The organism is Marinomonas algae (genome assembly GCF_047525555.1).
Classification (GTDB): domain Bacteria; phylum Pseudomonadota; class Gammaproteobacteria; order Pseudomonadales; family Marinomonadaceae; genus Marinomonas.
The window spans coordinates 52,945-75,206 of the sequence record NZ_JBLIXK010000008.1; the positions used below are offsets into that span (position 1 = coordinate 52,945).

Genomic DNA, 22,262 nt, shown 5'->3' on the forward strand with positions numbered 1-22,262 from the left:
CGACTTGTCGCGTCTTACCATTCTTGAATACACATTTTAGCCGGAGTTAAGCGGATGATTCTTTATGATTACTGTCGTTCATCGGCAGCTTACAGAGTGAGAATAGCATTAAATCTTAAAGGGTTAGCTTACAGTCAGCTCCCCGTTAACTTGCTGAAAAATGAACAAAAAGGTGAGGCGCATTTGGCTCGTAACCCACAAGGCCTTGTCCCTGCGTTTGAAGATCAAGGAATGCTCTTTAATCAATCTCTTGCTGTCTGTGAGTATTTGGATGAGGCTTACCCAAATACTCACAGATTATTGCCAGATAATATTATTGAAAAAGTCCATGTTCGTGGTCTTGCCCAAGTTATTGCGTGTGATATTCATCCAGTAAACAATTTACGAATACTTAAGTACCTTGTTGGTGAATTTGGAGTGACGGAAGAACAAAAAATCACATGGTATCAACATTGGATTCATGAAGGCTTTCGTGCATTAGAAATTCAACTTTCTGCGTCTGGAAAAGTAGGAGATTATTGTCATGGGGACATGCCATCTTTGGCAGATTTATGTTTGGTACCACAGGTTTTTAATGCTATTCGCTTTAAAACGGATTTAAGCGCATACCCCACTATTGTCCGAATTTACGAAGCCTTAGAAGCGCTGCCAGCATTCAGAAATGCTCACCCATCTTGTCAGCCAGACGCTTAATCTTGCCTTAGTACCTGAATAGCAAATTAAGTGATGGCTGTTTTGGATAGCAGATGAATATGTAAAAAGTAGCTCACTTTGAGCTTTTGCTATTTCTTTTTTGTCATCATAAAGTGATACTTTTTCTGTAATCTAACGTAACAGCTTCGTTATTAAGTCAATAATGTCATTTAAATGGAACAAAAGGGATCACAGTTATGAAACTTAAAGTATTAGCTATATCACTTGGTTTGTCGGCGATCAGCACTGGCGCATTGGCGTTTGATGCTAAGTTAACGGATGCGTTTTGGGACGGCTCAACTGTACCAGCTGCTGAGCAATGTCAAAAATTTGGTGGAATGAGTCCTGCGACGCCAGCTTTGACGCTTAGTAAGTTGCCAAAAGGCACAGACGTCATTGTTATGGAATACAGCGACCGTGACTCTCAAAATATGAATAACGGTGGTCATGGGCAGATCAGCTACACGTTAGCGTCTTCTGCATCGGAAGTAGAAATCCCTTCTGTTTTAGGTCACACATACGCTTTGCCAGCGCCTTTCAAAATGATTGCAGAACACCGTGGTCCAGGTTGGGATAAAGCGGGCGCTTATATGCCACCTTGCTCTGGCGGTAAAGATCACGCGTATTACGTGACGATTAAAGCAATGGACGGCAGCAAAGTCCTTGAGCAAACAGTACTGGAATTGGGTAAGTACTAACTTAATCAGTAAAACGGGGTGTATCGCCCCGTTTTGTCTAATATAAGTCCGTGTGTAAGCAATGGCTCAGAGTTTCTTCACCTACGATACGGCTTAGCTTCTCTATTACTTGCTCACCGAATCCAACCTGACTACCACAGATATAAATTTGAGCACCTTTGTTATTCACCCATTCTCTTACTAAATTTGATTTATTCCCTAATATAGCTTGAACATAGGTTTGATCACTTCGCGACCATGCTTTATCGACATGAGTCAATAGGCCGCTCGCTTGGAAATCTTCGATATCTTTTGCGAAATAGTCATCCAACCGTTTGTCTTGTTCACCAAAAATGAGCCAATGTTCGTTTGTTGAGTTCCATTTTTGTTTTTGTTGCAGAAAGCCACGGAATGGTGCGATGCCTGTTCCGGCTGCAATCATGATGATAGGGTAATCACCGCTCAGTTTGAAGGAGTCATTTTTGCGTAACTGAGCTTTTACAAGATCCCCTTCTTGTAACCTGCATAAGTAGCCAGAGCCATTACCAATAGAGCTATCTAAGCGCTGGTGTTTGCGTACTAATAAATCAACATAGTCATTTTCATAACAGGCAATAGAATATAAACGCTCATGTATTGGAGGCAATAAGTCGACTAGTTCTTGTGGTGTTTTCGCTGACTCCTGACACCAATCAAGTTGAATGAGAGCCTCCGCTAATGACATCGAAGTATTTTGTTGTTGTACTGTTTCTGTTCCAGACCAGCCATGAACGGATAAACGTTCTTGAATAATGTCGGTAGATATTTCTGGGTATATTGCGACTAAATCTCCTGCGTCATATTCTATTCCGTTACTTTGTAACCGAATAAAGTGTGCCGCACGGTCATGCTTTGGAGTATTTAGGTGTTGGTTTTCGCAAACGGTAAAGTCGATAGTATCTCTTTTGATTTGACTGCTTTTTATTGCTAATAAATGACAAACTTGTTCCCACCAGTGATTTACTGAACCCATATCCATCTTATCGACTTCTTGAGTTGGTAATTCTTGTTTAAGGCCTTGTTGTTTTAATAATGTTGATAAAGCGTGGCCGAACGCACAAAAGGTTTTATACGTTTTGTCGCCTAGAGCCAATACACTAAATCTCGGAAGAGGAGAGTTTAGAGGCCATTCTGTAGTGCGTAGTTTTTTAATAAAGCTTTGTGCGCTATCTGGTGGGGCGCCATCACCATAAGTGCTGACTATAAAAAATACACGCTGATATTGAGCTAACTGACTGATCTCTAAGCTTGAGGTGCAGCGCACTTCAAATAAAGAATTAGCCATTTTTTGTAATTGGTAGGCGAGCTTTTGGCCTCCACCTGTTTGGCTAGCGTAAGCTAAAAGTGTTGTTTTTTGTGAGGAAGGGCTTTCCTTTGAAGGGCAAGGTAGCCAAGAAGAAAAACGGCTAGATAGTGTATGTTTGAGGCTCCACGTAACAAAACATAAAGAAGAGAGAGCCAAAGCTGCCCAGAATGCTCCGTTTAATACCCGAACCTCTGAGGAGGATAAAAAGTGCAGCACAGCGTTATCGTGTGAAAGAAAGTATCCAGTCTTATCTGAGTAATATAACTCATAGTCTAAGAGGTACATCTCGTGAGAGATAAGTAACGCCTCTGACTCTAAATCAAGTATAGGTTCAGAGAAAATCACAGACGTCATGGCGTAAGTCATTATAAAAATAATGATGGCCAAAACGCTATAAGCTGATCGTGAGGTAAAAAAAGCCAAAGTAAAAATACATTACCTCCTTAATTTAGAGTAAAACTGCATATAAAAAATATAACGAGAATCGTTATCATTATATTGCATGGCGATGCAGTTAGCGATTATCATTGGTAATAATTATTCACTACTTTTCCTAGCTTCCTCCATTTTATCGACAATAGAAATGCATGACTTCAATGACAACATTTAATCGCTGGGTACGTTGGGTACATATTTATAGTGCTGCACCTATATTGCTTCTTATGTTGTTTTTCGCCATAACGGGTTTTTTTCTAAATCATGTTGGTTGGTCTGTAGGGAAGACACAAGCGTCAGATCAAACAGTATTAATACCAGAGTCACTGATGGAACTAGATTGGGAGCAAGCTCCAAATGCTACTGCACTGATGATGTTTCATTGGCTTGACCAAAGTCATCAAGTTCGAGGAGTTGAGCTGTCGTTTGAGTGGGAAATAGAAGAGCAGTTGTTTCTACTTTATCTAGACGGGCCTCAGGGAAACTATGTTGTTGAGGCTTATCGAGATGAGGCTTCAGCAGACATTTATAAGCGTCAATTTCCTGTGTTGGAAATGCTGAACAACCTTCATAGAGGAAAACATGTAAGTGGTTTATGGATTCTTTTGTCAGACATCGCTGCGTTTTTTATGGTGCTTTTTTGTCTGTCGGGAAGCTGGTTGTTAGTGATTAATACATTGCAGCGTCGTCAGAGTCTCAGTTGGGTGGGGATTGGCGCAGCTGTCATGATATTGACTATTTACTTGATGCATTAAGGAGAAACTAATGCGTGTTTTATTGTCTTCCTATGTTCTAGCGATCAGTTTAGGAATGTCATCTGTTACTTCAGCGGCTAATGTCGAAGTGGCATTTGAAATTCCTCGAATTGATACTGAAAGATATGTCTTTCCTTATGTCGCTATTTGGGCTGAAAACGGAAGAGAGTCAAAGCCTCTTTTAGTTTGGCACCTACAAAAGAAAGAGGATGAGTGGTTGTCAGACTTGCGTCGTTGGTGGCGGAAAATTGGTCGTTATGATGATCATGTCGACAGTATGACAGGTGCAACTAAAGGTCCTGGACACTATACGGAATCCTTCGAAATTAATGAGTGGGATACATTTAAATTGTATTTAGAGGTATCTCGTCAAGATGGCGGACACTCTTTAGTGAATACAGAAATAAACACCACAGACTCAATACATCACTACCATATTCCAGCTGAAGCTGAGATCGGTAATGTCTCAGTGACTATAACGAATTAAATTTAAGTAAAAGGAAATAATATGTTAAAAGCGTCTCTTTGTGCATTGATCATCGTTACTGCAAGTAGTAGCTTCGCACATGATCTTATGATTCTACCTGCAAAATCGATCGTAACGAAAGCTCCTGATAAAATCGCAGTAGATGTAACGGCAACACATGGCGTTTATCGCTTAGATAAACCTGTTACGCCAAATAATATTTCTGTATATGGCCCTGATGGGGAGAAAATTCGTAATATTGGCACGATTATCAAAAGTGCTACTCGAACCTCATTTGATTTAGCTGTTGATAGTGATGGGACATATAAAATACTTTATAGCTACCCCGAGAGCAGCTATACAACGACTTATACTATTGGTGCTCGCAATACGAAAAAACGCGAACGCTTGAGTAAGAGTCAGCTAGAAGGTGTTATTCCTAAAGACGCTAAAAATATCGAAACAGTAAAATCAACTCGTTATGCAATGTCCTTTGTGACTGCAAAAACACCAACATTTGAGCCTTTAGAGCCTACTAATACAGATTTTGAAATTATTCCTGTCACTCATCCTGCTGATTACGTAAATGGTGAAGAAATTGCTTTCAAAGCATTGGTGGACGGGAAAGTTGTACCCGGTGTGTCTGTTGAAATTAGAGCAGAAGCTGGACTATATAATAGTGACTTAGAAACTATCTCTTTATCCACAGATAAAGAGGGTGTTGCCTCTCTAATAATGGAGAATGCAGGGCGTTATGCTGCTGTGTTTAGTTACGAGTCAGGCAGTCAGGATCCAGAAGCAGATAAAGAGAAATACGTTGTATTTTATACTTTTGAAGTGGTGAACGAATAATGTTTACACCCTCCCTTTCAATAAAGCGCACATTATTGACAGGTAGTGTTTTGGCTTTGCTTTCGAGCAAAGCCTTGGCGCATTACCCAACGTTAGACTGCATCATGCTTGATCAGAATATTCAATGTGTTGCTGGTTACAGTGACGGTTCTGTTGCTTTTAATGAGGCTGTTCAAGTTCTCACCTATGATGATGTTCTTATTGTAACTCACACAACAAATGATGACGGGGAAGTCGTCATTATTCCGCCAAAGGGAGAATATTACATAGTATTCAACCCTGGTCATGAAGAGCCCGCCGAGTTTGATTATGCCGAGTTCTAACCCATCAGGCGCTATGGATATTGAGATTGTTTCGCCAGTAGATGGGCGAGGAGAAACTTATTCTTTCTTAGGTATTTGCATCGGTACACTTGTACTGGCTGGTGGTCTGTTGTCAATGCTATATGATCCAACGCATATGGAATTATCAGAGCTCCCAAATTCACACAGTAATTTAGCTACTCAAGTAAGTAATGCGCTTGAAGAAATCACGTTACTGGTTGAGGTGGGGGCGATCGAAGCACCTTACGACCTTCATAAGTTACCTCTGCCAACACTAGGTAACACTTCTTTTGTCCAGCATGATGAGCATTGTTTTACGTTACTTCATGAAGGTGTTCTTTTTTCAGTAGAGCATGAGCAAGCAGACTGGCACGCTCAGTGGGCTAAAAGCGACAAGATAAGTGATTGTCATGCAACCCTAGAATGGCATGAACTTACTTTATAATTAAAATCAAAAGGTCTTCAAATGAAATTCTTACTAATGGGGGTGTGTCTAATATTTAGTATTAGCTCCCATGCCCAAACACGGTTGCAAATAGGTGTCACTCTTCACCCTTATTATGCTTATGTAGCGAATGTTATTGGTGATAGAGCGGATGTTTTACCACTTATTGAGAGCGGTTTTAACCCTCATAACTATCAACTTAACCCTGTTGATATTGATCGTCTTAACCAGCTAGATGTGCTTGTTGTAAATGGGATAGGGCATGACTTGTTTGCTACAGAAACAGTTGATCGTTTGCATCCAGAAGGCCTTACTGTGATTTATGCAAACAAAGATGTTCCTTTAATTGGTCATGGTGAAAAGGTTAACCCTCATACTTTTGTGTCTATAGATGCGGCAATTCGCCAGGTATATACCATTGCTAAAGGGTTGGGCGAATTAGATCCAGAGAATAAAACCTACTATTTACGTAATGCGCTTACTTATGCAAAAACGCTTCGCGGTCTTAAAGCGCCAGTACAAAAAGCACTATTAAATAAGGATGTAGGGTCATTGCGTATTGCGAGTACTCATGGATCCTATGCTTACTTATTACAAGAATTTGGCTTAACTGTTTCTGCGGTTATAGAGCCTGCTCATGGCGTTTCTCCAAGTGCCTCACAACTTGAAGAGACAATACAGACCATTCGCAAACTTAATATTGATGTGTTGTTTACTGAGTTAAACATGGAAAACAAATATGTCGATCTGATTGAAAATGAAACAGGTATTAAAATCTATTATTTTAGTCATATGACTTATGGCACATACAGTAAAGATATGGTTGAGCAAGAAATGCGTCACAATCTCAACAAGCTTGCAGAGGCGCTAAAGCGATGAATGGACCAAGTCTTTTATTGGAAAATGTTGCTTTTTATATACAAAACCAACCATTGCTGGCGACATCATCAGCGCAATTTTATGGTGGTGGTTGGCATGGTATTGCGGGCCCGAATGGTGGAGGAAAAAGTACCTTACTGAAAGCTGTTGCTGGGTTACTTAATCATAAAGGCAAGATTGCTCTACACTGGCCAAATAGTCGAGGAAATATCGGATATATGCCTCAACTAGCTCCATTTGATGCTTCTTTACCAATTACATCTTCTGATTTTATTCGTCTTCATACCAATCGTCAGCCTGTTTGGCAGCGCTATAAAAAAGACTCCAAAGTTGAAGCGGCTATAGAAAAAGTTGGTATTCGATCTCTACTCTCAAAGCGCGTAGGGACGTTGTCGACAGGTGAGCGACAACGTGTGCTGTTAGCCTGTGCGTTATTAAATGAGCCAGATATTCTTTTATTGGATGAGCCTATGGCAGGAGTCGACAAGCAAGGGCGAGAGCAAATAATTCAACTGCTTGGTGACTTTAAAGCGTCAGGTGGAACTCTGATCATGGTTGAGCATGATTGGCAAATTATTCAAGAATGTTGTGACACCTTAGCTTGGGTGGATGGTGCGCTTATAGATCAAGATATACCCAATAGTATTTTTACTCGCTTTCAAACATCAAACAACCCTATTTATCAGTCTACGGAATCGGAGTTAGAACATGTTGGATAATCTGCATTCCTGGTTTCAAGTTGGTGTAGAGGCTGGGTTATTACCTGGGATTTTTAGTTATGGTTTTGTTGTTAATGCTTTTATAGCTTGTTTAATGATTGGGCCTTTACTTGGCGCATTAGGGACGCTTGTCGTTGTAAAACGATTGGCTTTTCTATCTGAAGCAGTAGGGCACAGTGCTTTAACAGGAGTTTCTATTGGTATTTTGATGGGAGAGCCTGTCACTGAGCCATGGATAAGCTTGTTTGCTTTCTCTATCTTGTTTGCTCTCACTTTACAGTGGGTTCGTGGGCGTACAACTGTACCTTATGATGCATTAATAGGAGTATTTCTTGCCTTTGCTCTTGCGCTTGGTGCTGCTCTATTAATGTTTGTTGCGAAGAAAATTAACGCTCATTTGGTCGAGCAGGTTCTATTTGGGTCTATCTTAACTGCCTCTGCATACGACTTGGTAATTTTAAGTGTTATTAGTTTGGTTGTGTTAACTCTTGCATTTACTTCTAGTAATCAGGCATTTCTTAATGCATTGAGTCCGGATATCGCTCAATCTAGGCGCATCCGAGTTACTTTGCATGATTATGGTTTTGTGCTTTTAATTGCGCTTATCACTGTTGCTGCGGTTAAGATTATTGGGGCAATTCTTGTAGGAGCTTTATTGCTGATTCCAGCAGCCAGTGCGCGCCTAGTTGCATCTGATTTACGGAGTATGGTTGGTTATTCAATGTTCATAGCTACCACAAGTGCTTTGACTGGTGTTTTACTTCCAATGCAAATGAAGTGGGCTATTGGCACTGGCCCCGCAATTATTCTAGCGGCCTGCCTGTGGTTTGTTTTGGCTATTTGTATTTATTCACTTCGTAAACGGAGTACTGCAGTATGCGCTTAAGTTTCGTATTAATCAGCGTTCTTTTTTTTGTGACTAACGCCTTTGCTGCTAATGTCGTTACAGTTACGCCTATTGCGGATAGCATGACCAGGGCTTTATTGGCTGATACACCTGTAAGCGTGACGTATTTACCACCAAAAAGGTTACCGATAAACCGTATCCCTAGCTGGCTAAGTAAACATAGATCCGACCCTTTAGAAGCGTTTGACGCTATTGTTAACATCAGTTCTATGCGACCAGAGCTTTCTTTTTATACCTCAATACGAAGTGGAAACATCCACACAGTACCGATTGATATTGCGGAAGCTCTTTTACCAGGAGGAGAGCGTGTCGCAGTACAAGAACCTGATGAGTATTTCTGGCTAAATTCTAATAACGCTTTATTGATGTTAGGTATTTTAAAGCGCGACTTGTCTCTGCTCTGGCCTGAGTATGCATCGAAAATAGCCTATCAACATCAAATTTTAGGACAAACTTTGCGTCAAATTACGTTAGATATTGACGATGTTTTACTTGAGTCCAATTATGAGGCGATCGTAAACAGGAATAAAAGCACTCAACCTTTTACTAAAGGGCTACTGCTTCCCGTGTTTACAGAGCAGGATTCTATTGATTTAGCTTCGCTTAATATATTAATAATCAGTGGGCAAGGAAAATCCAATCAATGGATGGTGGATGACTTTTCTCGCTATAGTGATACGGGCTTTATTGATCGCTGGAAAAGTACTTTGAATAATTTGAAAGCACTGAAATAGCTTTTCATAATGACGTTATTGCAGTGAAGGCTTAGATTGCTTGGTAGATAATAGTCTGATCTTTTCCCTGTTTCTTCGCCACGTACAAGGCTTTATCTGCGTTGTTTAAACAGGTATCTAAGTCTGACTCTTGAGTATTTATTTCGCACAGACCAATACTAACTGTTAGGTTGAGTGCTTTATGCTCTTCTGTGGAGAACGGAGTTTTCAAGGCGTCATGTATATTCTGGCTTAATTCGAGAGCCTGACTCTGTGTGGTATTAGGCATGAAGATGACAAATTCCTCACCACCATAACGGGCAACAATGTCGTTTTTTCGGCTGGTTTCTTTTAATACATTTGCTGTGGCAATGATGGCTTTATCACCAAAGGCGTGGCCATAGGTGTCGTTAATGTTCTTAAAAAAGTCGATATCTATAATGGCGACGTAGCTGCTCGTTTTTAAGCTTTTTGTTTTACTAATCAGACTTCTAACTTGTTGGTTAAAGTAACCTCGGTTGAAAAGCTGAGTCATAGAATCCGTCGTTGCTTGGATTTTTAATTGCTCTTGAGAGGCTTTTATCGCTTCTAATTTGCGAATGCGGTACGCAATGATAAAAGCCAACACCAAACCTTCTAAGAGAATGCCGATACCAACGCCGTGACTATTGATATAGGTAAAGTCAGCGCGGCCACTATAGAAGAGTAGGGCTTTCACACTAAAGATAAGAAACAAGCTGTGCCCTAATAAGAAGAACGGGGCAATAGGATGGCGGCGTATGATCATGGAAACAGAAACCGCGAGACTGACCACCATCATAATGGCCGCCAGCATATTTGAATGCTTCAGCGAAGTGATGATATCGACCGCACCATACATAAAGTTGAGGGTGATTAAGGTGGCGGTAATCGCTAGTGCTTTGTGTTCTATCGGGTACTTTTTCTTGGTTTCAAAAATTTCCATCATGAATAAAAGTAAGAACACGGGCATGGCACCTAACGATATATGCCAGTTAACCGTGATGCTTCCGTACACTTCAAATAGATCCGCAAGTAAGCCGTAAGATAAGGCGGCCCAGAAGCCACCACTGATCAAATATAAAGCGTAAAACAAATGTTCTCTTTGCGCTGAGAAAGCAAACAAACTTAGGTTATAAACGACCAGCGCCAAGAGCATTCCGATCAGAATAGCGATCTCTGTAAATTGCCCTAAGAGAACACGTCGAGATTGCTCTTCACCATATAAATTTAAGGCAAACCATTGATGGGAAAAGGAAACGCTTTTTACATAAAGTGTGGTGTGTTGCTGTGGTAAGAGTGAAATGTCGTAGGCTGCGCTGCCTTTGAACATCCAAATTAAACTGTCTTTATCATCCATATCCATGCTTTGGGAGCGGATCAGCTTGCCTTCTACAATCTGATGTAAAGCAATGGATTTGTTGTGGTAAGCGTAAGGGTGATGTAGGAAGACTGGAATCGCGTCATTTGAGTCATTATAAAGCGCTATCTTCGCCCAAGTTGTTTTTGCGGATGTGCCCAAAGAAACGGTGTTTGGAGAAAGAGAGAATTCCTGTTGCTGAACTTCTTGCAGTGTCATTTCTTCGGATTGGTCGACAAAATACCCCATTTGGTATTCTTCGAGCGTGAAATCAGGTGAGGAAATAGTAACAGTAGGAACCTCTGCGATAGCGAGGCAGGAAACCATCAATAAACAAAGAATAAGACATACTTGTCGTAGAGAATAAAAGCAAAAAGCCATTTTAAATTGTCTTCCAGTACAAAGGGCTAAAGGTAGCCTAATTTCAATGTTTTCGCTACATTTAGGTCGTTTTTAGCCTCTTTTGCTGTGGAATACTTTTACTTAATAGCTTCCTCTTCTTGTTTTGGCTTTGATAGTGCATCTAACCAATGCCCAATCATGTAAATCACAGCCAGAGCAATAAATAGCTCAACCGCTCGTAAAGAGATCGAGTTTAGGCCGAAGTTGTTGCCGTATTGTGCGATATAGAGTTGGTAGGGAATCAAAAATCCCATCAAAGCGTCGGCATGAATGGCTCGGTCTTCTACAGCAGAATGATGTGTCCAAAAAATCATTAGAAAAATCAGCAATGAAGAGATGATGAAGTAAGAGAAGATATTTACCTCTGTTCCTGAATAAAACAAAGACATCAAGACAGCCAAGCTACAGCCACCGATTTGTGTCAGCATTTTTTCTCTGGAATGGCTCTTCATTTGGTCGTGAGAAGGTTGCATCGCAGAGGTAACCAATGGCACGAGACAAAACACCGCGCTGGTAACTTCGTTGATCATGATGAAGGCCAATCCACCACCGACCAAGATCAGCAGCTTCAATCTATCTATGCCAGTGACTTCTTGGAATACCACTGTTGGCATGACAGGTTTGGCTTTGACCGGCATGACATGGTTTATAAAACTGGTCACCAAAACCGCTACGCCAGCACTGATCATCATGTCCCAGAAAAAGCCAACAATAGCGGAATTGTATGTTGTGCTGTTTTGGTATGTGGTGATGAAGATAATCATAAACAAAGGCAGAGTCGCCATTGTGATACGAATATTATTGTTTGCTCGGCGACGTACCGAATCGAAAAACACGATGCAGCAAGTCCAAATAATAAAAGGGTGGCCTGCAAATAGCTGATTCACAATGACGGCGACAAAAGTAATAAACAACGACGGCAGCAAAGGTTTGAGCAAATCTACTATGTGTTTTGAGAAGCTGAAGTTTGCCAGCACGATGGCAAACAGCACCATATACACACTAACTGTCATGTGAAGCACCTTACTCAACATAAGGCAGAGCACGACAATAAGGGTTTTACGTATGATCTCGTACATTAGTAAAGGTATCTCATCCAGCTCAAGATCGTCATCCAAATGTCAGAGACATGACCTTCGTCATCCATCATGACACTGGCTCGACTGCCTGCGATGATGTGTTCAGGAGCTTCATCAAGCTGAATGCGCACACGGGCTTTTTGCTGGGCACGAATCCAGCGGCTTTCATCTGTGACTTGTGCGAGTTGGCTTGAATCTGCAACGCCAGACAAGATAGCGGAGTCGATGGCAAAAATATGGCCGGAATAGACTTCATTGGGTTGTGCATCAAACACCACGTTTACGGCTTTATTCTCTCTTAACGCTGGCAAGCCTTTTTCTGTGAAGTCGGCATCAAGCCATAGGTTGTCTTCATCGATAAGATGCAAAACAGGAGAGCTAGTGCTGATACGCATTCCCACTCGATAAGCGAGGTTTGTCACCACACCGGATTGTTTGGCGACAACTAAAGTGTGATCTAAGTTTCGTTGCGCTGTTTCTGCATCGGATTGAGTGGATAGTAAAGCGGCTTTCGCACTTTGATCTGCCGCTTCGGCTTCATCTAAAGACTCTTTGCTAACGGATTTGGATTGATACAAAGACTTTACGCGATTGAGGTGGCTTTGTGTTTGCTGCCACTGGCTTTCAGCTTGCATCACACTGGCTTGCGCTTTCTTCTGGGCAATCTTGTAGTCGGTCGGATCGATTCTTAATAAAGGTGTACCAAGAGTAACGGTTTGGCCTTCTGTCACCATGATGTCACTGATGTAACCTTGTACTTCGGGAACCACTTCAATGGCAGAGGTTTTCACTGTCGCTTGAGTCGTGAAAGGAATGGCGTTGTCACTAATGATTAAAAAAGCACTGAATGCGATAGCAAGAATTAGAACAATGGTCGTGAAGAGGGCGTAAATATCTCGTTTCATAATCTCTGGTTTAACGTCTTTGTGTTCGTTGGCTCGCGGATAAAATCGTCGGGCGAGTATGGAGAAAGGATCTTAAGGGAGGTTGGCCATCAATAGGTAACAATGGTATTTTCTATAGGGTATAAATAAATTTATGGCCTCTTATGTCTTTATCCAGAATGCGCACTTTTATCGAGGTGTATCGCCAACGTTCCATTAGCAGCGCGGCACGCTCTTTGAACCTAACTCAACCGGCTGTATCCCAGCATATATCAGGGCTTGAAGTCGTTATCGGTCGTCCGCTTTTTGAGCGTTCCCCAAGTGGCGTGAAGCCAACTTCCGCTGCAGATGAATTGGCGGCAGACATAGGCGACAAACTGGATGTCGCCGAGGCAGCGTTATCGTCAGCCAGAGCGCGTTCAATGGACATTGAAGGCGTGCTGCAAATTGTTGGTTATGGCGGATTTCTAGAGGAAATCTTGAGCGAGCAGCTTTTGCCCTTGCTGGAGTCTGGAATAAAAGTGCGTTTGCATACAGGCAATAATGATTTGATCACCAGTTTGCTTCTAGAAGGCCATTGCGATTTAGGCGTGTCAGCTCAGCCTGTGTTCGATACTCGCTTAAAAAGCGAAGTTATTTTTACCAATAAAGTGTTGCCGGTTGCTTCTCCAAGTGTGGCGGAAAGGTTGCTGGCTGCTGAAAAGTATGATGAGGCGATTCGCTCGGAACCTTTGTTGGCTTATAACTTAGAGCTGTCTTTGATCGACCATTGGCTGGTGAAAAACCGCATCAGTGTCGAAGGGCTTGTGCCTGCCATGGTAAGTCAAGATCTACGCTCTCAACGGAAGTTATTAGTAAAAGGTTTTGGTTGGTCTGTGATGCCTGAATTTCTCTGTCGAGAGCAGATCGCCAAAGGTGAGTTAGTTGAATTACCTTCACCTATTGGCACGCGAGAGATCCAATATTACTTGCTTTGGTTGCCGAGTGCTCTGCGCCAAGCGCGAGTCGCTCACGCTCGACAGAGCTTGTTGAGTCAACTGGGTTATGATGCAGGGTCTTGATAAAACTCGACTCTATTTCGGCCATTATGTTTGGCATTCAACAAGGCATTATCCGCTTGTTTTAAAGTGGTTTCGTAATCGTCCAGTTGAGTGCCGCCAGCCACACCAATACTCGCGGTAATTTTTATGCCTTTTTCGATGTGATCATAGTTGTTTTGTTCAATGCGTTTATGAACATTATCGAAGAATTGTTTTGGATTATCGCCCAAGTAAAGCATGGTGAACTCTTCTCCTCCCCAGCGAGCCACATGATCTTTACTGGTCGCTAGTTCATTTAGAATATTCGCAAAGCAAATTAGCGCCTTATCACCCACTAAGTGAGAGTATTGGTCATTAATATTCTTGAAGTAGTCTATGTCTAAAATCGCCAAATACAGGGCTTGTTTGTCTGCTTTGGCCGTTTCGTAAAGCCTTTTTAAATTCGCATCGAAGGCTCGACGATTTGCCAATCCTGTTAAAGCATCTTCTTTGGAGAGCGCTTCAAACATCTTAGATTGTAAACGCAGAGTTCTAGTTTGTTCTTCCACTTGCTCTTTTAGTCTTAGCTCACTCTTTTTAAGAATATTCACTCGCCAAACAATGATAGATCCGATAAGGAGGATAATGGATAAAAAGGTGATGCCTATAATGTCTTTGCGTTGCCAGAGTAAAGGTTCTAACGTGAACTCATACAAGAGAACGCTCTTGTTCCATTCACCGTATGGGTAGCGAACACTGACGTAAAACTGATAATGACCAGGAGGAAGGTTGGTGTAGTCTGCGGTCGCCTGGTTGCCGCGATACACCCATTCATCATCAAAACCTTCTAGTTTAGTACGATATTGCAGACGCTGAGACATAATGTAGCTCAAGCCTACATATGCAATGGAAACTCGGTTCGTGCCTGCCGGGGCAATAACGATGTCTTCTGGGTTGATGTCACGTAAGTCGAAACTCACTGATTCTAGTATTAAAGGTAAGGGCGTACTATCTTGCAAAGCTAGACTTTCTGGCTGGATAGAAGCTACACCATCTGCGGTGGCAAAGTGTATTTTTCCGTTATGAGCTTTAATAGCTGCTGGGGTAGATCCACCATTCGCTTGGCTGCTCGCCATACCGTCATTTTCATTATAATGCTCAAAGTGAATACTTGTTTGGTGCCCGTCAGCAACAGAGTGTGCATCTTGGTAGCCAATTCTCCAAATGCCTCTATTACTAGATAGCCAAAAGTGTTCCTGATTGTCTTTTACTATTTGAAAAAATTTATCAATCAATAAACCTTGAGGCCTTCCGATAAGAGCAAGACTTTTATCAGATTGCCTATATCTAATGACCCCTCGATCACTCACTAGCCAGACATAGCCTGGTTCGATATAGAAGCCGAATACATATTGAGCATCTTCTTGCGAGCTTAAATCCAGAGGATGGAATTGATTGTTTTTCCAATAGCCAGCTCCTAAACCCGTACCAACCCATATTTGACCTAGCTCGTCTTCCGCTAATGCCATGACATAATTGTCGTATAAACCATCAGTGAGTTTGGTTATATGTTGTAATTGTCCATCTGGTGATTTTTTTACGATACCTAAAGTAGTGCCAATCCAAAGGTTATCATTGCTGTCTTCTAAAATGGCTCTGACTTGGTTGATAGGGAGACCTGATTTATCGTCTAGCTCTTTTTTCAGGACACCGTTCTGCCAACTAAAGAGGCCTTTTTGATAAGTGCCGACCCAAGCTCCACCACCTTTTTTCTTCGCTAGACTTAATGTTGATAGCGCTTCTACGGAATTGAAGCGAGTATTGACATGGCCGTCTTCTATGACAGATAAACCACTATTTGTGCCTATTAATAATCGATCGTCTTCGATTTCGAGTACCGTTCTTACATAACCACCAACTAAACCATCATACTTATTTGTTGTATTAAAGAGTGACTTTCTTAATCGAATAACCCCGCCATTGGTGCCGATCCAAATACTGTGTTCTATGTCTTCGAACCAAGACAAAACACGGTTATGTGGTAAGCCATCTTTTACGTCAATAAACTCTAACTCGCCATTATTTAAACGAGCGACGCCTTTGTTGATGGTGCCAAACCAATAGGAACCATTGTGGTCTTGTTCAACCACAGTGATTTTTTGGTTACTAAGTTCACTAGAAAAAGAATGAAAAGACTCACCGTCCCAACGCCATGCTCCGTTCTCTGCACCAATTAAGATGTCACCATTATTGCCAGTTGATATATATGTAGCGTGTTTGAAATGATTGGTAGAGATCTGATCTGCGGATGTCGGTGTTAGTTTATAAAGCCCATCGGCTGTACCTGCGTAAATGCCGTCATTATTTTTTGTTAAACGATAAGCACTAGAATCTTTAATTAGCCATTTATCTTTTCCATATTGCCCTTCTTTGATAAAAGGGCGAAAGATCACACCTAAGCTTTCAATGGCAATCCATAAGTTCTTATTTTGGTCAACAAGAACATGGTTGATTAGCCCAGACACGCTTGTATTAGGCCGCCAGGTTTTTCCTTGTCGTGTCACTAAACTTCCACGAGCACCACCAACCCAAAGTTGATTATTTGCATCAGCAGCTAATGTTTTTATGCCCGAGTCTTGTATATGTGTTTGCTCATTGCGGTCAAATAAAGCAAAGCTTCGGCCATTATAACGAGCGACACCTTCCCATGTTGCGAACCAAAGGTAGCCATCTTCTGTTTGAGCTATGGCGCTGATGCTGTTGTGAGGTAATCCATCGTGAGAAGTCCAAAGATCGACAAAATACGCAGACAGAGGGTCTTCATGCGCATAAGACAGAGGAACACAAAAAAGGAGTAAGCTGAAAAATAGTCTTTGGAACATTTTCATTAACCGATGAGAATCCCTGAAAAATAGATAGCGAGCGTCATGCTTTTATATACTAACTGTTCAAAACTCATAAAGTGGATGAATTTTAAACAATCATGCCTGATTTTAGACCGAAACGATAGTTACTAAAACAAAGCTTATCTTCTTAACTTTATTCGTACTTATCTGAATCTGCAATTTTTTACTTATATAATATTGAGATTGTCTCAGTATATAGAGAAACCGAATACAAGAGCCGTTGTTCTTTTGTTTTAATATTAAAAATGACCGAGTGCAGGATTTACTATGAAGCAAAAGATAGCCTTGATAATTGGCTCAACTGGATTGGTGGGTAAGCAGCTGACGCAACAGCTTTTACTTGATGAGAAATATCAGACTGTTCATATTTTTGTACGTCGAGAAATCGCGGCTGATACATATCAAGACCCAAAAAATAAGCTGCAAATACATCTGGTTGACTTCGACGATATTGCTCAATGGCAAAGCTTGTTGCACGGCGATGAGCTTTTTTGTTGCATAGGCACAACACTCAAACAGGCTGGCAGTAAGTCTGCGCAGCGCAAAGTGGACCTTGAAATACCAACAGAGATGGCTCAATACGCCAACCAAAATGGCGTACACAAAGTCGCATTAATCTCCTCTGCTGGCGCCAATCCTGAATCGGCTTCCTTCTATCTGCGCTTGAAAGGCCAACTAGAACAAAATCTACAAGCCTTGAATTGGAAACAGATAGCCATTGTTCGCCCTTCTTTCCTTGAAGGTAAACGCGACAACCTTAGATTCGGTGAACAACTCGCCATTTCTTTGTACTCAGTATTGAAGTACATCCCCATCATAAAACGCTATCGACCAATCAAAGCAGAACAAGTTGCAAAACGCATGCGAGAACTGCTCAGCTGTGAACAAGCTGAGATTCTAGTTATTGAAGAGCTTGAGCAATTGTTTTAGAAGGGAGTTTTTACTCAATATTCTGAATCTGTTCCCTCATTTGTTCGATCAATACTTTCAATTCCACGGCGCTTTGTGTGGTTTCCACGACGATGGATTTAGACGATAGGGTGTTGGCTTCGCGGTTGAGTTCTTGCATTAAGAAGTCGAGGCGGCGGCCGACTGGGCCTTTTTGTTGTAGCTGTCGGCGGACTTCTTTGGTATGAGTCGCTAGACGATCCAGTTCTTCGGCCACGTCGGCTTTTTGTGCCAGTAAGACGATTTCGGCTTCCACGCGCATTGGGTCGAGTTCCACTTTTGCGGCTTCCAATTTGTCTTGTAAGTTGGCTTTTTGCGCGGCGATGATCTCAGGCAATTTGGCTTGAACTTCTAAGACAATGGCGTCGATGGCGTCTAGGCGTTGCTCGATGATGTCTTTTAGCTGGACACCTTCTCGCAAACGCATGTCGATCAGTTCATCAACACTCTTTTGGAAGAGGTCTTTCACGGCTTTTTTCATGATTTCTGCGTCTGTGCCTGTGTCACTCAATATGCCAGGCCATTTTAAAATATCGAGTGGATTCGCTGGATCAAGGTCTTTGAACCAAGTGCCTAGAGTGTTGACTGCGTTAGCAAGGGCTTGGGCGTTTTCGGCATTGATGTTTAGGCTGGTGGCGGCTTTGTCTACGGCTTGGAAGCGCAGTTGGCATTCTAGTTTGCCTCGGTTGAGTTTTTTACGCAGCACATCACGAAAGGCGAATTCCAGCTCGCGGAAGTTGTCTGGTAAACGAAAGTTGGGTTCCAAATAACGTTGGTTGACTGAGCGAACTTCCCAGCTAATGGTGCCCCAGTCGTATGTGGCTTCTTGGCGTGAAAAGGCGGTCATGCTTGCTGTCATATCGAATACCTAAATAGAAAAAATAAGCGACATTGTAACGTATTGGAAAAGGCTACGACACTTTCCCTTATTGCGAGGTTTTCCGGTGGCTTGGGGGCGCAATTTTGTGTGGCTTCGTTATAATGACGGCTTTACAACTCGGTTAATAAATAGAGAGAAGAACTATGCGCCCAAGCGGAAGAGCGGTCGACCAATTACGTCCATTGAAAATCACACGCAATTTTACCAAACATGCAGAAGGATCTGTGCTTATTGAGTGCGGTGACACTAAGGTGATTTGTACGGCGACGGTTGTTCCTGGTGTGCCGCGTTTTTTGAGAGGCAAAGGCCAAGGTTGGATTACAGCGGAATACGGCATGTTGCCTCGTTCTACTGGCAACCGTATGGATCGTGAAGCGATGCGCGGTAAGCAAGGTGGTCGCACGGTTGAGATTCAGCGTTTGATTGGTCGTTCTTTGCGCGCTGCTGTCGACTTAAAGAAACTTGGTGAAAACACAATCACGATTGACTGTGATGTTATTCAAGCTGACGGCGGCACGCGTACTGCGTCTATTACGGGCGGTTTTGTGGCCTTGGCAGATGCCATGCGCACTTTGGTTGAGAACAAGAAGATCAAAGCGAATCCAATTGTGTCTCAAATCGCCGCGATTTCTGTGGGCGTTTATAAAGGCGAGCCTGTATTGGATTTGGACTACCCAGAGGATTCCAATGCCGAAACGGACATGAACGTCATCATGAACGACAAAGGCGGTTTCATCGAGATTCAAGGCACTGCAGAAGGCGAAGCATTCAGTGATGAGCACATGATGGGTATGTTGGCAGTGGCGCGTAAAGGCATTGCCGAAATCATCGAAGTACAGCGTGCGGCCTTGTTTGAAAAGTAACGAAAGAGCATTAACTAATTAGTTCGTATAGAAAATCTAGCTTCGGCTAGATTTTTTTTGCCTGTTGGTTTGCTTCTTGCTTATGAAAGAATATTAAACCAAACGACTTTTCCGAGGTATGCTAGATTTAAGTAGGGTGGCGAGTTACTTCTACAAAAAATAAATGGAGTACTATGACAGCGCATCGAAAAAGCCTTTTCTACAGTCAAATTAAAAAGGCCTTGTTGTTTCTATGTTTGATACTTTTAGCGATTAGCGGGTTGTCTATTGGAGACGATTGGCAAAAGCGAAAGGTTGCCTTGCAGAAGCAGATTTTGTCCTCTCTGCACAGTGTTGAGTACTTTGCATCGGAAGCTGTGGTGTTTTCCGATGTCACTGCGGCTGAAAACGTTCTAAAAGGCTTAATGTTCCATCGTGGATATTATGAAACCAAACTAGAAAACGCGGAAGGCAAGGTTTTAGCTAGCACTTATCGGCCATTGGCTGAGGTTTCTACTCGTTGGATATCCGATGCGCTCCTAAGAGGCCTGCCGAAAGTTTTTGCCATGGAGTTGATTGTTGACGATTACTCTGTGGGTCGGCTTGTGGTGCATGTTGATACGGCAGAGCTCGTGACTGGCTTTGTACAACGCAATATTCGTGGCTCAGTGGTGGCGTTCTTCTCAGCTATTCTGTTGGGCGGAATGATCTTTCTGTTGGTGTACTTTCAACTTTCTCGACCTCTATTCCGATTAACCAATCAGCTGAGCGTGCTGGATGAAGCTGAAGTCGAGCCAGAACAATTTCAGTTTAAAGAAGCCGCCCGAAAAGATGAATTAGGTATTTTGGCGCAAACTATAACGGCTTTGTGGCATAAGCGACGAAAAGTAGAAGTGGAGCTAGAGAAAAGCGAAGCCTATTTCAAGGCGGTTGTGCACCAATCCAGTGAATCTATGCTGCTGACTGACTTGAAGGGCAGAATTTTAGACACCAATGACCAAGCTTCCCGTTTATTGGGTTACGACACAGACACACTGCTCACGCTTAATATCCAAGACATTGATCCAAAGCAGACGCCAGATTTGCTTAAACAATGGTCTGAATCCTCAACCGAAGAAGCAAGCACTTATGAAGCCGATTACTTTAGAAAAAATGGAGAGAGCTTCCCGGTTGAGGTATGCGGAAATATCATTATTTTAGATCAAGAAGAGTGCTTTTTAGCGTCTTTTAGGGACATTACACGACGTCGGAAAAGTGAAGAGAAAGTAAAGTTTTTAGCCTATTACGATACGTTGACCAGCTTGCCAAATCGCCGTTTTCTGAATCAGAACTTAGAAGCAGTGATTACCGATGCACGTACAAAAGGCCATATTGGCGGCTTAATGTTTCTCGACTTAGATCGCTTTAAGAGCATTAATGATTCCATGGGGCATCATGTCGGCGACGCACTTTTAGAGGAAGTTGCCAAGCGTATTGTTTCTTGTCTCACCGAGCCTGAAATAGCAGTGCGAATTGGTGGGGACGAGTTTGTTCTTTTGCTTCCTGTTCTGGGGCAAAGCCATGAAGAAGCTCAGCATCAAGTCTCGCAGCTGGCAGAAACCTTACTCTTTAAACTGTCGCAGATATACCGTTTAGACGAAACCGATGTGTTTATCTCAGCGAGTATTGGTATCAGTTTGTTCCCTGCTGAAAATGAAAACGATACACACATACTTCGCCAAGCGGATACCGCCATGTACGACGCCAAGGTAAAAGGGCGCAATCAGTACTGCTTTTATCGACAAGAAATGCAACAGGAAGTGGCGGAAAAACTGGCGCTTGAAAAAGCATTACACGGAGCGATCAGTAAAAATGAATTCTATTTGGTGTATCAGCCGCAGGTTAACTCAAATGGGCAATTGATCGGTTTCGAGACACTGTTGCGTTGGTTTAATGATGAACTTGGGCAAGTGCCGCCAAGTCGCTTTATTCCTGTCGCAGAAGAAACCGGTGTGATTGATGAAATCGGTGGTTGGGTTTTAGACCGTGCCTGTCAGCAATTGAAAATATGGCAGGAACAAGGTTTACCGCCGCTGTTTGAAAGTATTGCGATTAATATCAGCCCTTATCAATTTGCCAAAGAAAGCTTTGTCGATACGGTAAGCAGCACCATCGAGAAATACCAAATTGATGCCAGCTTGTTGGATCTCGAAATTACCGAAGGCATGCTGGTGGAAAATATGTCTTCTGTGACGGAAAAAATGAGGCAGCTTAAGGCATTGAATATTCGTTTCTCTATTGATGATTTCGGCACAGGTTATTCGTCATTGCGCTATATTCAGCATTTCCCATTGACTCAATTGAAAATCGATCAATCTTTTGTCCGAGATCTCACCGGTAGCAGCAGTAACAGCTCCATTATTAACACCATCGTTTCTATGGCGTCTCATATGCAGCTCTCTGTTTTGGCGGAAGGCGTAGAAAGTTTGGAAGAGAAAGTCCTTCTCGATCAAACGGGTTGCTCTCGCTATCAAGGTTATTATTTCTCCGTTCCTCTTAAAGAAGACGCCGTAAGCCAGTGCTTAGGCGCGGATATTCGCTTCCCTTTAACGAGTTCATGATTCAGCTTTGTGGCGCTAAATGTCAGTCATTGTGATTGTTTTTGCGCCTCACAACTCTCCTTTTGTTTGCGATTATTTGTCTGTTACTTCGTAGAAAGTCTCTATTCATAATAAA

Annotated in this window: 21 protein-coding genes; 15 read left to right on the forward strand and 6 right to left on the reverse strand. The window is 42.3% G+C overall.

What is annotated here, in order from left to right:
• Positions 1–54 precede the first annotated feature (54 nt).
• Together maiA and ACMUMQ_RS11610 are read left to right on the forward strand one after the other, a co-directional pair.
• Positions 55–693: a maleylacetoacetate isomerase gene (gene maiA / locus ACMUMQ_RS11605; RefSeq protein ID WP_414682153.1), complete on the forward strand. Its 639-nt coding sequence runs from the start codon at positions 55–57 to the stop codon at positions 691–693.
• A 197-nt stretch (positions 694–890) separates the two neighbouring features.
• Positions 891–1,391 carry a YbhB/YbcL family Raf kinase inhibitor-like protein gene (locus ACMUMQ_RS11610; protein ID WP_317005486.1) on the forward strand — a complete coding sequence of 167 codons (501 nt, stop codon included), beginning with the start codon at positions 891–893 and terminating at the stop codon, positions 1,389–1,391.
• A 37-nt stretch (positions 1,392–1,428) separates the two neighbouring features.
• On the opposite strand, the gene ACMUMQ_RS11615 is transcribed toward ACMUMQ_RS11610, so the two are convergent.
• Complete coding sequence (locus ACMUMQ_RS11615; protein ID WP_414682211.1) at positions 1,429–3,081, reverse strand: flavodoxin domain-containing protein; 1,653 nt, start codon at positions 3,079–3,081, stop codon at positions 1,429–1,431.
• Between the two features lie 230 nt (positions 3,082–3,311).
• On the opposite strand from ACMUMQ_RS11615, the gene ACMUMQ_RS11620 reads away from it, so the two are divergent.
• The 9 genes from ACMUMQ_RS11620 to ACMUMQ_RS11660 are packed head-to-tail and all read left to right on the forward strand — an operon-like array spanning position 3,312 to position 9,230.
• Positions 3,312–3,905 carry a PepSY-associated TM helix domain-containing protein gene (locus ACMUMQ_RS11620; protein WP_414682154.1) on the forward strand — a complete coding sequence of 198 codons (594 nt, stop codon included), beginning with the start codon at positions 3,312–3,314 and terminating at the stop codon, positions 3,903–3,905.
• A gap of 10 nt (positions 3,906–3,915) precedes the next feature.
• The gene (locus ACMUMQ_RS11625) at positions 3,916–4,392 is read left to right on the forward strand and encodes a DUF2271 domain-containing protein (RefSeq protein ID WP_414682155.1); all 477 of its coding nucleotides are present in this window, start codon (positions 3,916–3,918) and stop codon (positions 4,390–4,392) included.
• A gap of 21 nt (positions 4,393–4,413) precedes the next feature.
• A complete protein-coding gene (locus ACMUMQ_RS11630; protein WP_414682156.1) occupies positions 4,414–5,223 on the forward strand; it encodes a DUF4198 domain-containing protein in 810 nt (269 codons plus the stop codon).
• Entirely contained in the window at positions 5,223–5,546 is a 324-nt protein-coding gene (locus ACMUMQ_RS11635) for a hypothetical protein (protein ID WP_414682157.1), read from the forward strand. The genes ACMUMQ_RS11630 and ACMUMQ_RS11635 overlap by 1 nt, the downstream gene beginning before the upstream one ends.
• The gene (locus ACMUMQ_RS11640; RefSeq protein ID WP_414682158.1) at positions 5,533–5,991 is read left to right on the forward strand and encodes a hypothetical protein; all 459 of its coding nucleotides are present in this window, start codon (positions 5,533–5,535) and stop codon (positions 5,989–5,991) included. Before ACMUMQ_RS11635 ends, ACMUMQ_RS11640 begins: the two co-directional genes overlap by 14 nt.
• A 21-nt stretch (positions 5,992–6,012) precedes the next feature.
• Positions 6,013–6,870: a metal ABC transporter solute-binding protein, Zn/Mn family gene (locus ACMUMQ_RS11645; RefSeq protein WP_414682159.1), complete on the forward strand. Its 858-nt coding sequence runs from the start codon at positions 6,013–6,015 to the stop codon at positions 6,868–6,870.
• Complete coding sequence (locus ACMUMQ_RS11650) at positions 6,867–7,589, forward strand: metal ABC transporter ATP-binding protein (RefSeq protein ID WP_414682160.1); 723 nt, start codon at positions 6,867–6,869, stop codon at positions 7,587–7,589. Before ACMUMQ_RS11645 ends, ACMUMQ_RS11650 begins: the two co-directional genes overlap by 4 nt.
• On the forward strand, positions 7,579–8,475 hold the full coding sequence (locus tag ACMUMQ_RS11655) for a metal ABC transporter permease (protein WP_414682161.1): 897 nt from the start codon (positions 7,579–7,581) through the stop codon (positions 8,473–8,475). The genes ACMUMQ_RS11650 and ACMUMQ_RS11655 overlap by 11 nt, the downstream gene beginning before the upstream one ends.
• On the forward strand, positions 8,466–9,230 hold the full coding sequence (locus tag ACMUMQ_RS11660) for a hypothetical protein (RefSeq protein ID WP_414682162.1): 765 nt from the start codon (positions 8,466–8,468) through the stop codon (positions 9,228–9,230). The genes ACMUMQ_RS11655 and ACMUMQ_RS11660 overlap by 10 nt, the downstream gene beginning before the upstream one ends.
• A 31-nt stretch (positions 9,231–9,261) precedes the next feature.
• Here ACMUMQ_RS11660 and ACMUMQ_RS11665 read toward each other — a convergent pair whose 3' ends face one another.
• The 3 genes from ACMUMQ_RS11665 to ACMUMQ_RS11675 all read right to left on the reverse strand — a co-directional run bounded on the left by ACMUMQ_RS11665 (position 9,262) and on the right by ACMUMQ_RS11675 (position 12,973).
• Entirely contained in the window at positions 9,262–10,968 is a 1,707-nt protein-coding gene (locus ACMUMQ_RS11665; protein ID WP_414682163.1) for a diguanylate cyclase, read from the reverse strand.
• 98 nt (positions 10,969–11,066) lie between these two features.
• The gene (locus ACMUMQ_RS11670) at positions 11,067–12,068 is read right to left on the reverse strand and encodes a DUF2955 domain-containing protein (RefSeq protein ID WP_414682164.1); all 1,002 of its coding nucleotides are present in this window, start codon (positions 12,066–12,068) and stop codon (positions 11,067–11,069) included.
• Positions 12,068–12,973, reverse strand: a complete 906-nt coding sequence (locus tag ACMUMQ_RS11675) for an efflux RND transporter periplasmic adaptor subunit (RefSeq protein WP_414682165.1) — start codon at positions 12,971–12,973, stop codon at positions 12,068–12,070. The genes ACMUMQ_RS11670 and ACMUMQ_RS11675 overlap by 1 nt, the downstream gene beginning before the upstream one ends.
• Positions 12,974–13,116: 143 nt before the next feature.
• Here ACMUMQ_RS11675 and ACMUMQ_RS11680 point away from each other — a divergent pair, with 143 nt between their 5' ends.
• Positions 13,117–14,013: a LysR family transcriptional regulator gene (locus ACMUMQ_RS11680; RefSeq protein ID WP_414682166.1), complete on the forward strand. Its 897-nt coding sequence runs from the start codon at positions 13,117–13,119 to the stop codon at positions 14,011–14,013.
• Here the strand turns inward: ACMUMQ_RS11680 and ACMUMQ_RS11685 are convergent.
• On the reverse strand, positions 13,995–16,853 hold the full coding sequence (locus ACMUMQ_RS11685) for a ligand-binding sensor domain-containing protein (protein WP_414682167.1): 2,859 nt from the start codon (positions 16,851–16,853) through the stop codon (positions 13,995–13,997). The genes ACMUMQ_RS11680 and ACMUMQ_RS11685 overlap by 19 nt on opposite strands.
• Positions 16,854–17,144: 291 nt before the next feature.
• Between ACMUMQ_RS11685 and ACMUMQ_RS11690 the strand changes: the two genes are divergently transcribed.
• A complete protein-coding gene (locus ACMUMQ_RS11690) occupies positions 17,145–17,807 on the forward strand; it encodes an NAD(P)H-binding protein (RefSeq protein WP_414682168.1) in 663 nt (220 codons plus the stop codon).
• 10 nt (positions 17,808–17,817) lie between these two features.
• Here the strand turns inward: ACMUMQ_RS11690 and ACMUMQ_RS11695 are convergent, their stop codons facing one another.
• Entirely contained in the window at positions 17,818–18,684 is an 867-nt protein-coding gene (locus ACMUMQ_RS11695) for a YicC/YloC family endoribonuclease (protein ID WP_414682169.1), read from the reverse strand.
• 164 nt (positions 18,685–18,848) lie between these two features.
• Here ACMUMQ_RS11695 and rph point away from each other — a divergent pair, with 164 nt between their 5' ends.
• Together rph and ACMUMQ_RS11705 are read left to right on the forward strand one after the other, a co-directional pair.
• On the forward strand, positions 18,849–19,568 hold the full coding sequence (rph, locus tag ACMUMQ_RS11700) for a ribonuclease PH (protein WP_414682170.1): 720 nt from the start codon (positions 18,849–18,851) through the stop codon (positions 19,566–19,568).
• 173 nt (positions 19,569–19,741) lie between these two features.
• Positions 19,742–22,147 (forward strand): bifunctional diguanylate cyclase/phosphodiesterase, encoded by a 2,406-nt coding sequence (locus tag ACMUMQ_RS11705; RefSeq protein ID WP_414682171.1) that lies wholly within the window; start codon positions 19,742–19,744, stop codon positions 22,145–22,147.
• Positions 22,148–22,262 lie beyond the last annotated feature (115 nt).

Excerpts from the sequence above, each read along its gene's own strand:
- maiA (WP_414682153.1), top strand. The coding sequence starts at position 55 with ATGATTCTTTATGATTACTGTCGTTCATCGGCAGCTTACAGAGTGAGA.
- ACMUMQ_RS11610 (WP_317005486.1), top strand. The coding sequence starts at position 891 with ATGAAACTTAAAGTATTAGCTATATCACTTGGTTTGTCGGCGATCAGC.
- ACMUMQ_RS11615 (WP_414682211.1), bottom strand. The coding sequence starts at position 3,081 with ATGACTTACGCCATGACGTCTGTGATTTTCTCTGAACCTATACTTGAT.
- ACMUMQ_RS11620 (WP_414682154.1), top strand. The coding sequence starts at position 3,312 with ATGACAACATTTAATCGCTGGGTACGTTGGGTACATATTTATAGTGCT.
- ACMUMQ_RS11625 (WP_414682155.1), top strand. The coding sequence starts at position 3,916 with ATGCGTGTTTTATTGTCTTCCTATGTTCTAGCGATCAGTTTAGGAATG.
- ACMUMQ_RS11630 (WP_414682156.1), top strand. The coding sequence starts at position 4,414 with ATGTTAAAAGCGTCTCTTTGTGCATTGATCATCGTTACTGCAAGTAGT.
- ACMUMQ_RS11635 (WP_414682157.1), top strand. The coding sequence starts at position 5,223 with ATGTTTACACCCTCCCTTTCAATAAAGCGCACATTATTGACAGGTAGT.
- ACMUMQ_RS11640 (WP_414682158.1), top strand. The coding sequence starts at position 5,533 with ATGCCGAGTTCTAACCCATCAGGCGCTATGGATATTGAGATTGTTTCG.
- ACMUMQ_RS11645 (WP_414682159.1), top strand. The coding sequence starts at position 6,013 with ATGAAATTCTTACTAATGGGGGTGTGTCTAATATTTAGTATTAGCTCC.
- ACMUMQ_RS11650 (WP_414682160.1), top strand. The coding sequence starts at position 6,867 with ATGAATGGACCAAGTCTTTTATTGGAAAATGTTGCTTTTTATATACAA.
- ACMUMQ_RS11655 (WP_414682161.1), top strand. The coding sequence starts at position 7,579 with ATGTTGGATAATCTGCATTCCTGGTTTCAAGTTGGTGTAGAGGCTGGG.
- ACMUMQ_RS11660 (WP_414682162.1), top strand. The coding sequence starts at position 8,466 with ATGCGCTTAAGTTTCGTATTAATCAGCGTTCTTTTTTTTGTGACTAAC.
- ACMUMQ_RS11665 (WP_414682163.1), bottom strand. The coding sequence starts at position 10,968 with ATGGCTTTTTGCTTTTATTCTCTACGACAAGTATGTCTTATTCTTTGT.
- ACMUMQ_RS11670 (WP_414682164.1), bottom strand. The coding sequence starts at position 12,068 with ATGTACGAGATCATACGTAAAACCCTTATTGTCGTGCTCTGCCTTATG.
- ACMUMQ_RS11675 (WP_414682165.1), bottom strand. The coding sequence starts at position 12,973 with ATGAAACGAGATATTTACGCCCTCTTCACGACCATTGTTCTAATTCTT.
- ACMUMQ_RS11680 (WP_414682166.1), top strand. The coding sequence starts at position 13,117 with ATGTCTTTATCCAGAATGCGCACTTTTATCGAGGTGTATCGCCAACGT.
- ACMUMQ_RS11685 (WP_414682167.1), bottom strand. The coding sequence starts at position 16,853 with ATGTTCCAAAGACTATTTTTCAGCTTACTCCTTTTTTGTGTTCCTCTG.
- ACMUMQ_RS11690 (WP_414682168.1), top strand. The coding sequence starts at position 17,145 with ATGAAGCAAAAGATAGCCTTGATAATTGGCTCAACTGGATTGGTGGGT.
- ACMUMQ_RS11695 (WP_414682169.1), bottom strand. The coding sequence starts at position 18,684 with ATGACAGCAAGCATGACCGCCTTTTCACGCCAAGAAGCCACATACGAC.
- rph (WP_414682170.1), top strand. The coding sequence starts at position 18,849 with ATGCGCCCAAGCGGAAGAGCGGTCGACCAATTACGTCCATTGAAAATC.
- ACMUMQ_RS11705 (WP_414682171.1), top strand. The coding sequence starts at position 19,742 with ATGACAGCGCATCGAAAAAGCCTTTTCTACAGTCAAATTAAAAAGGCC.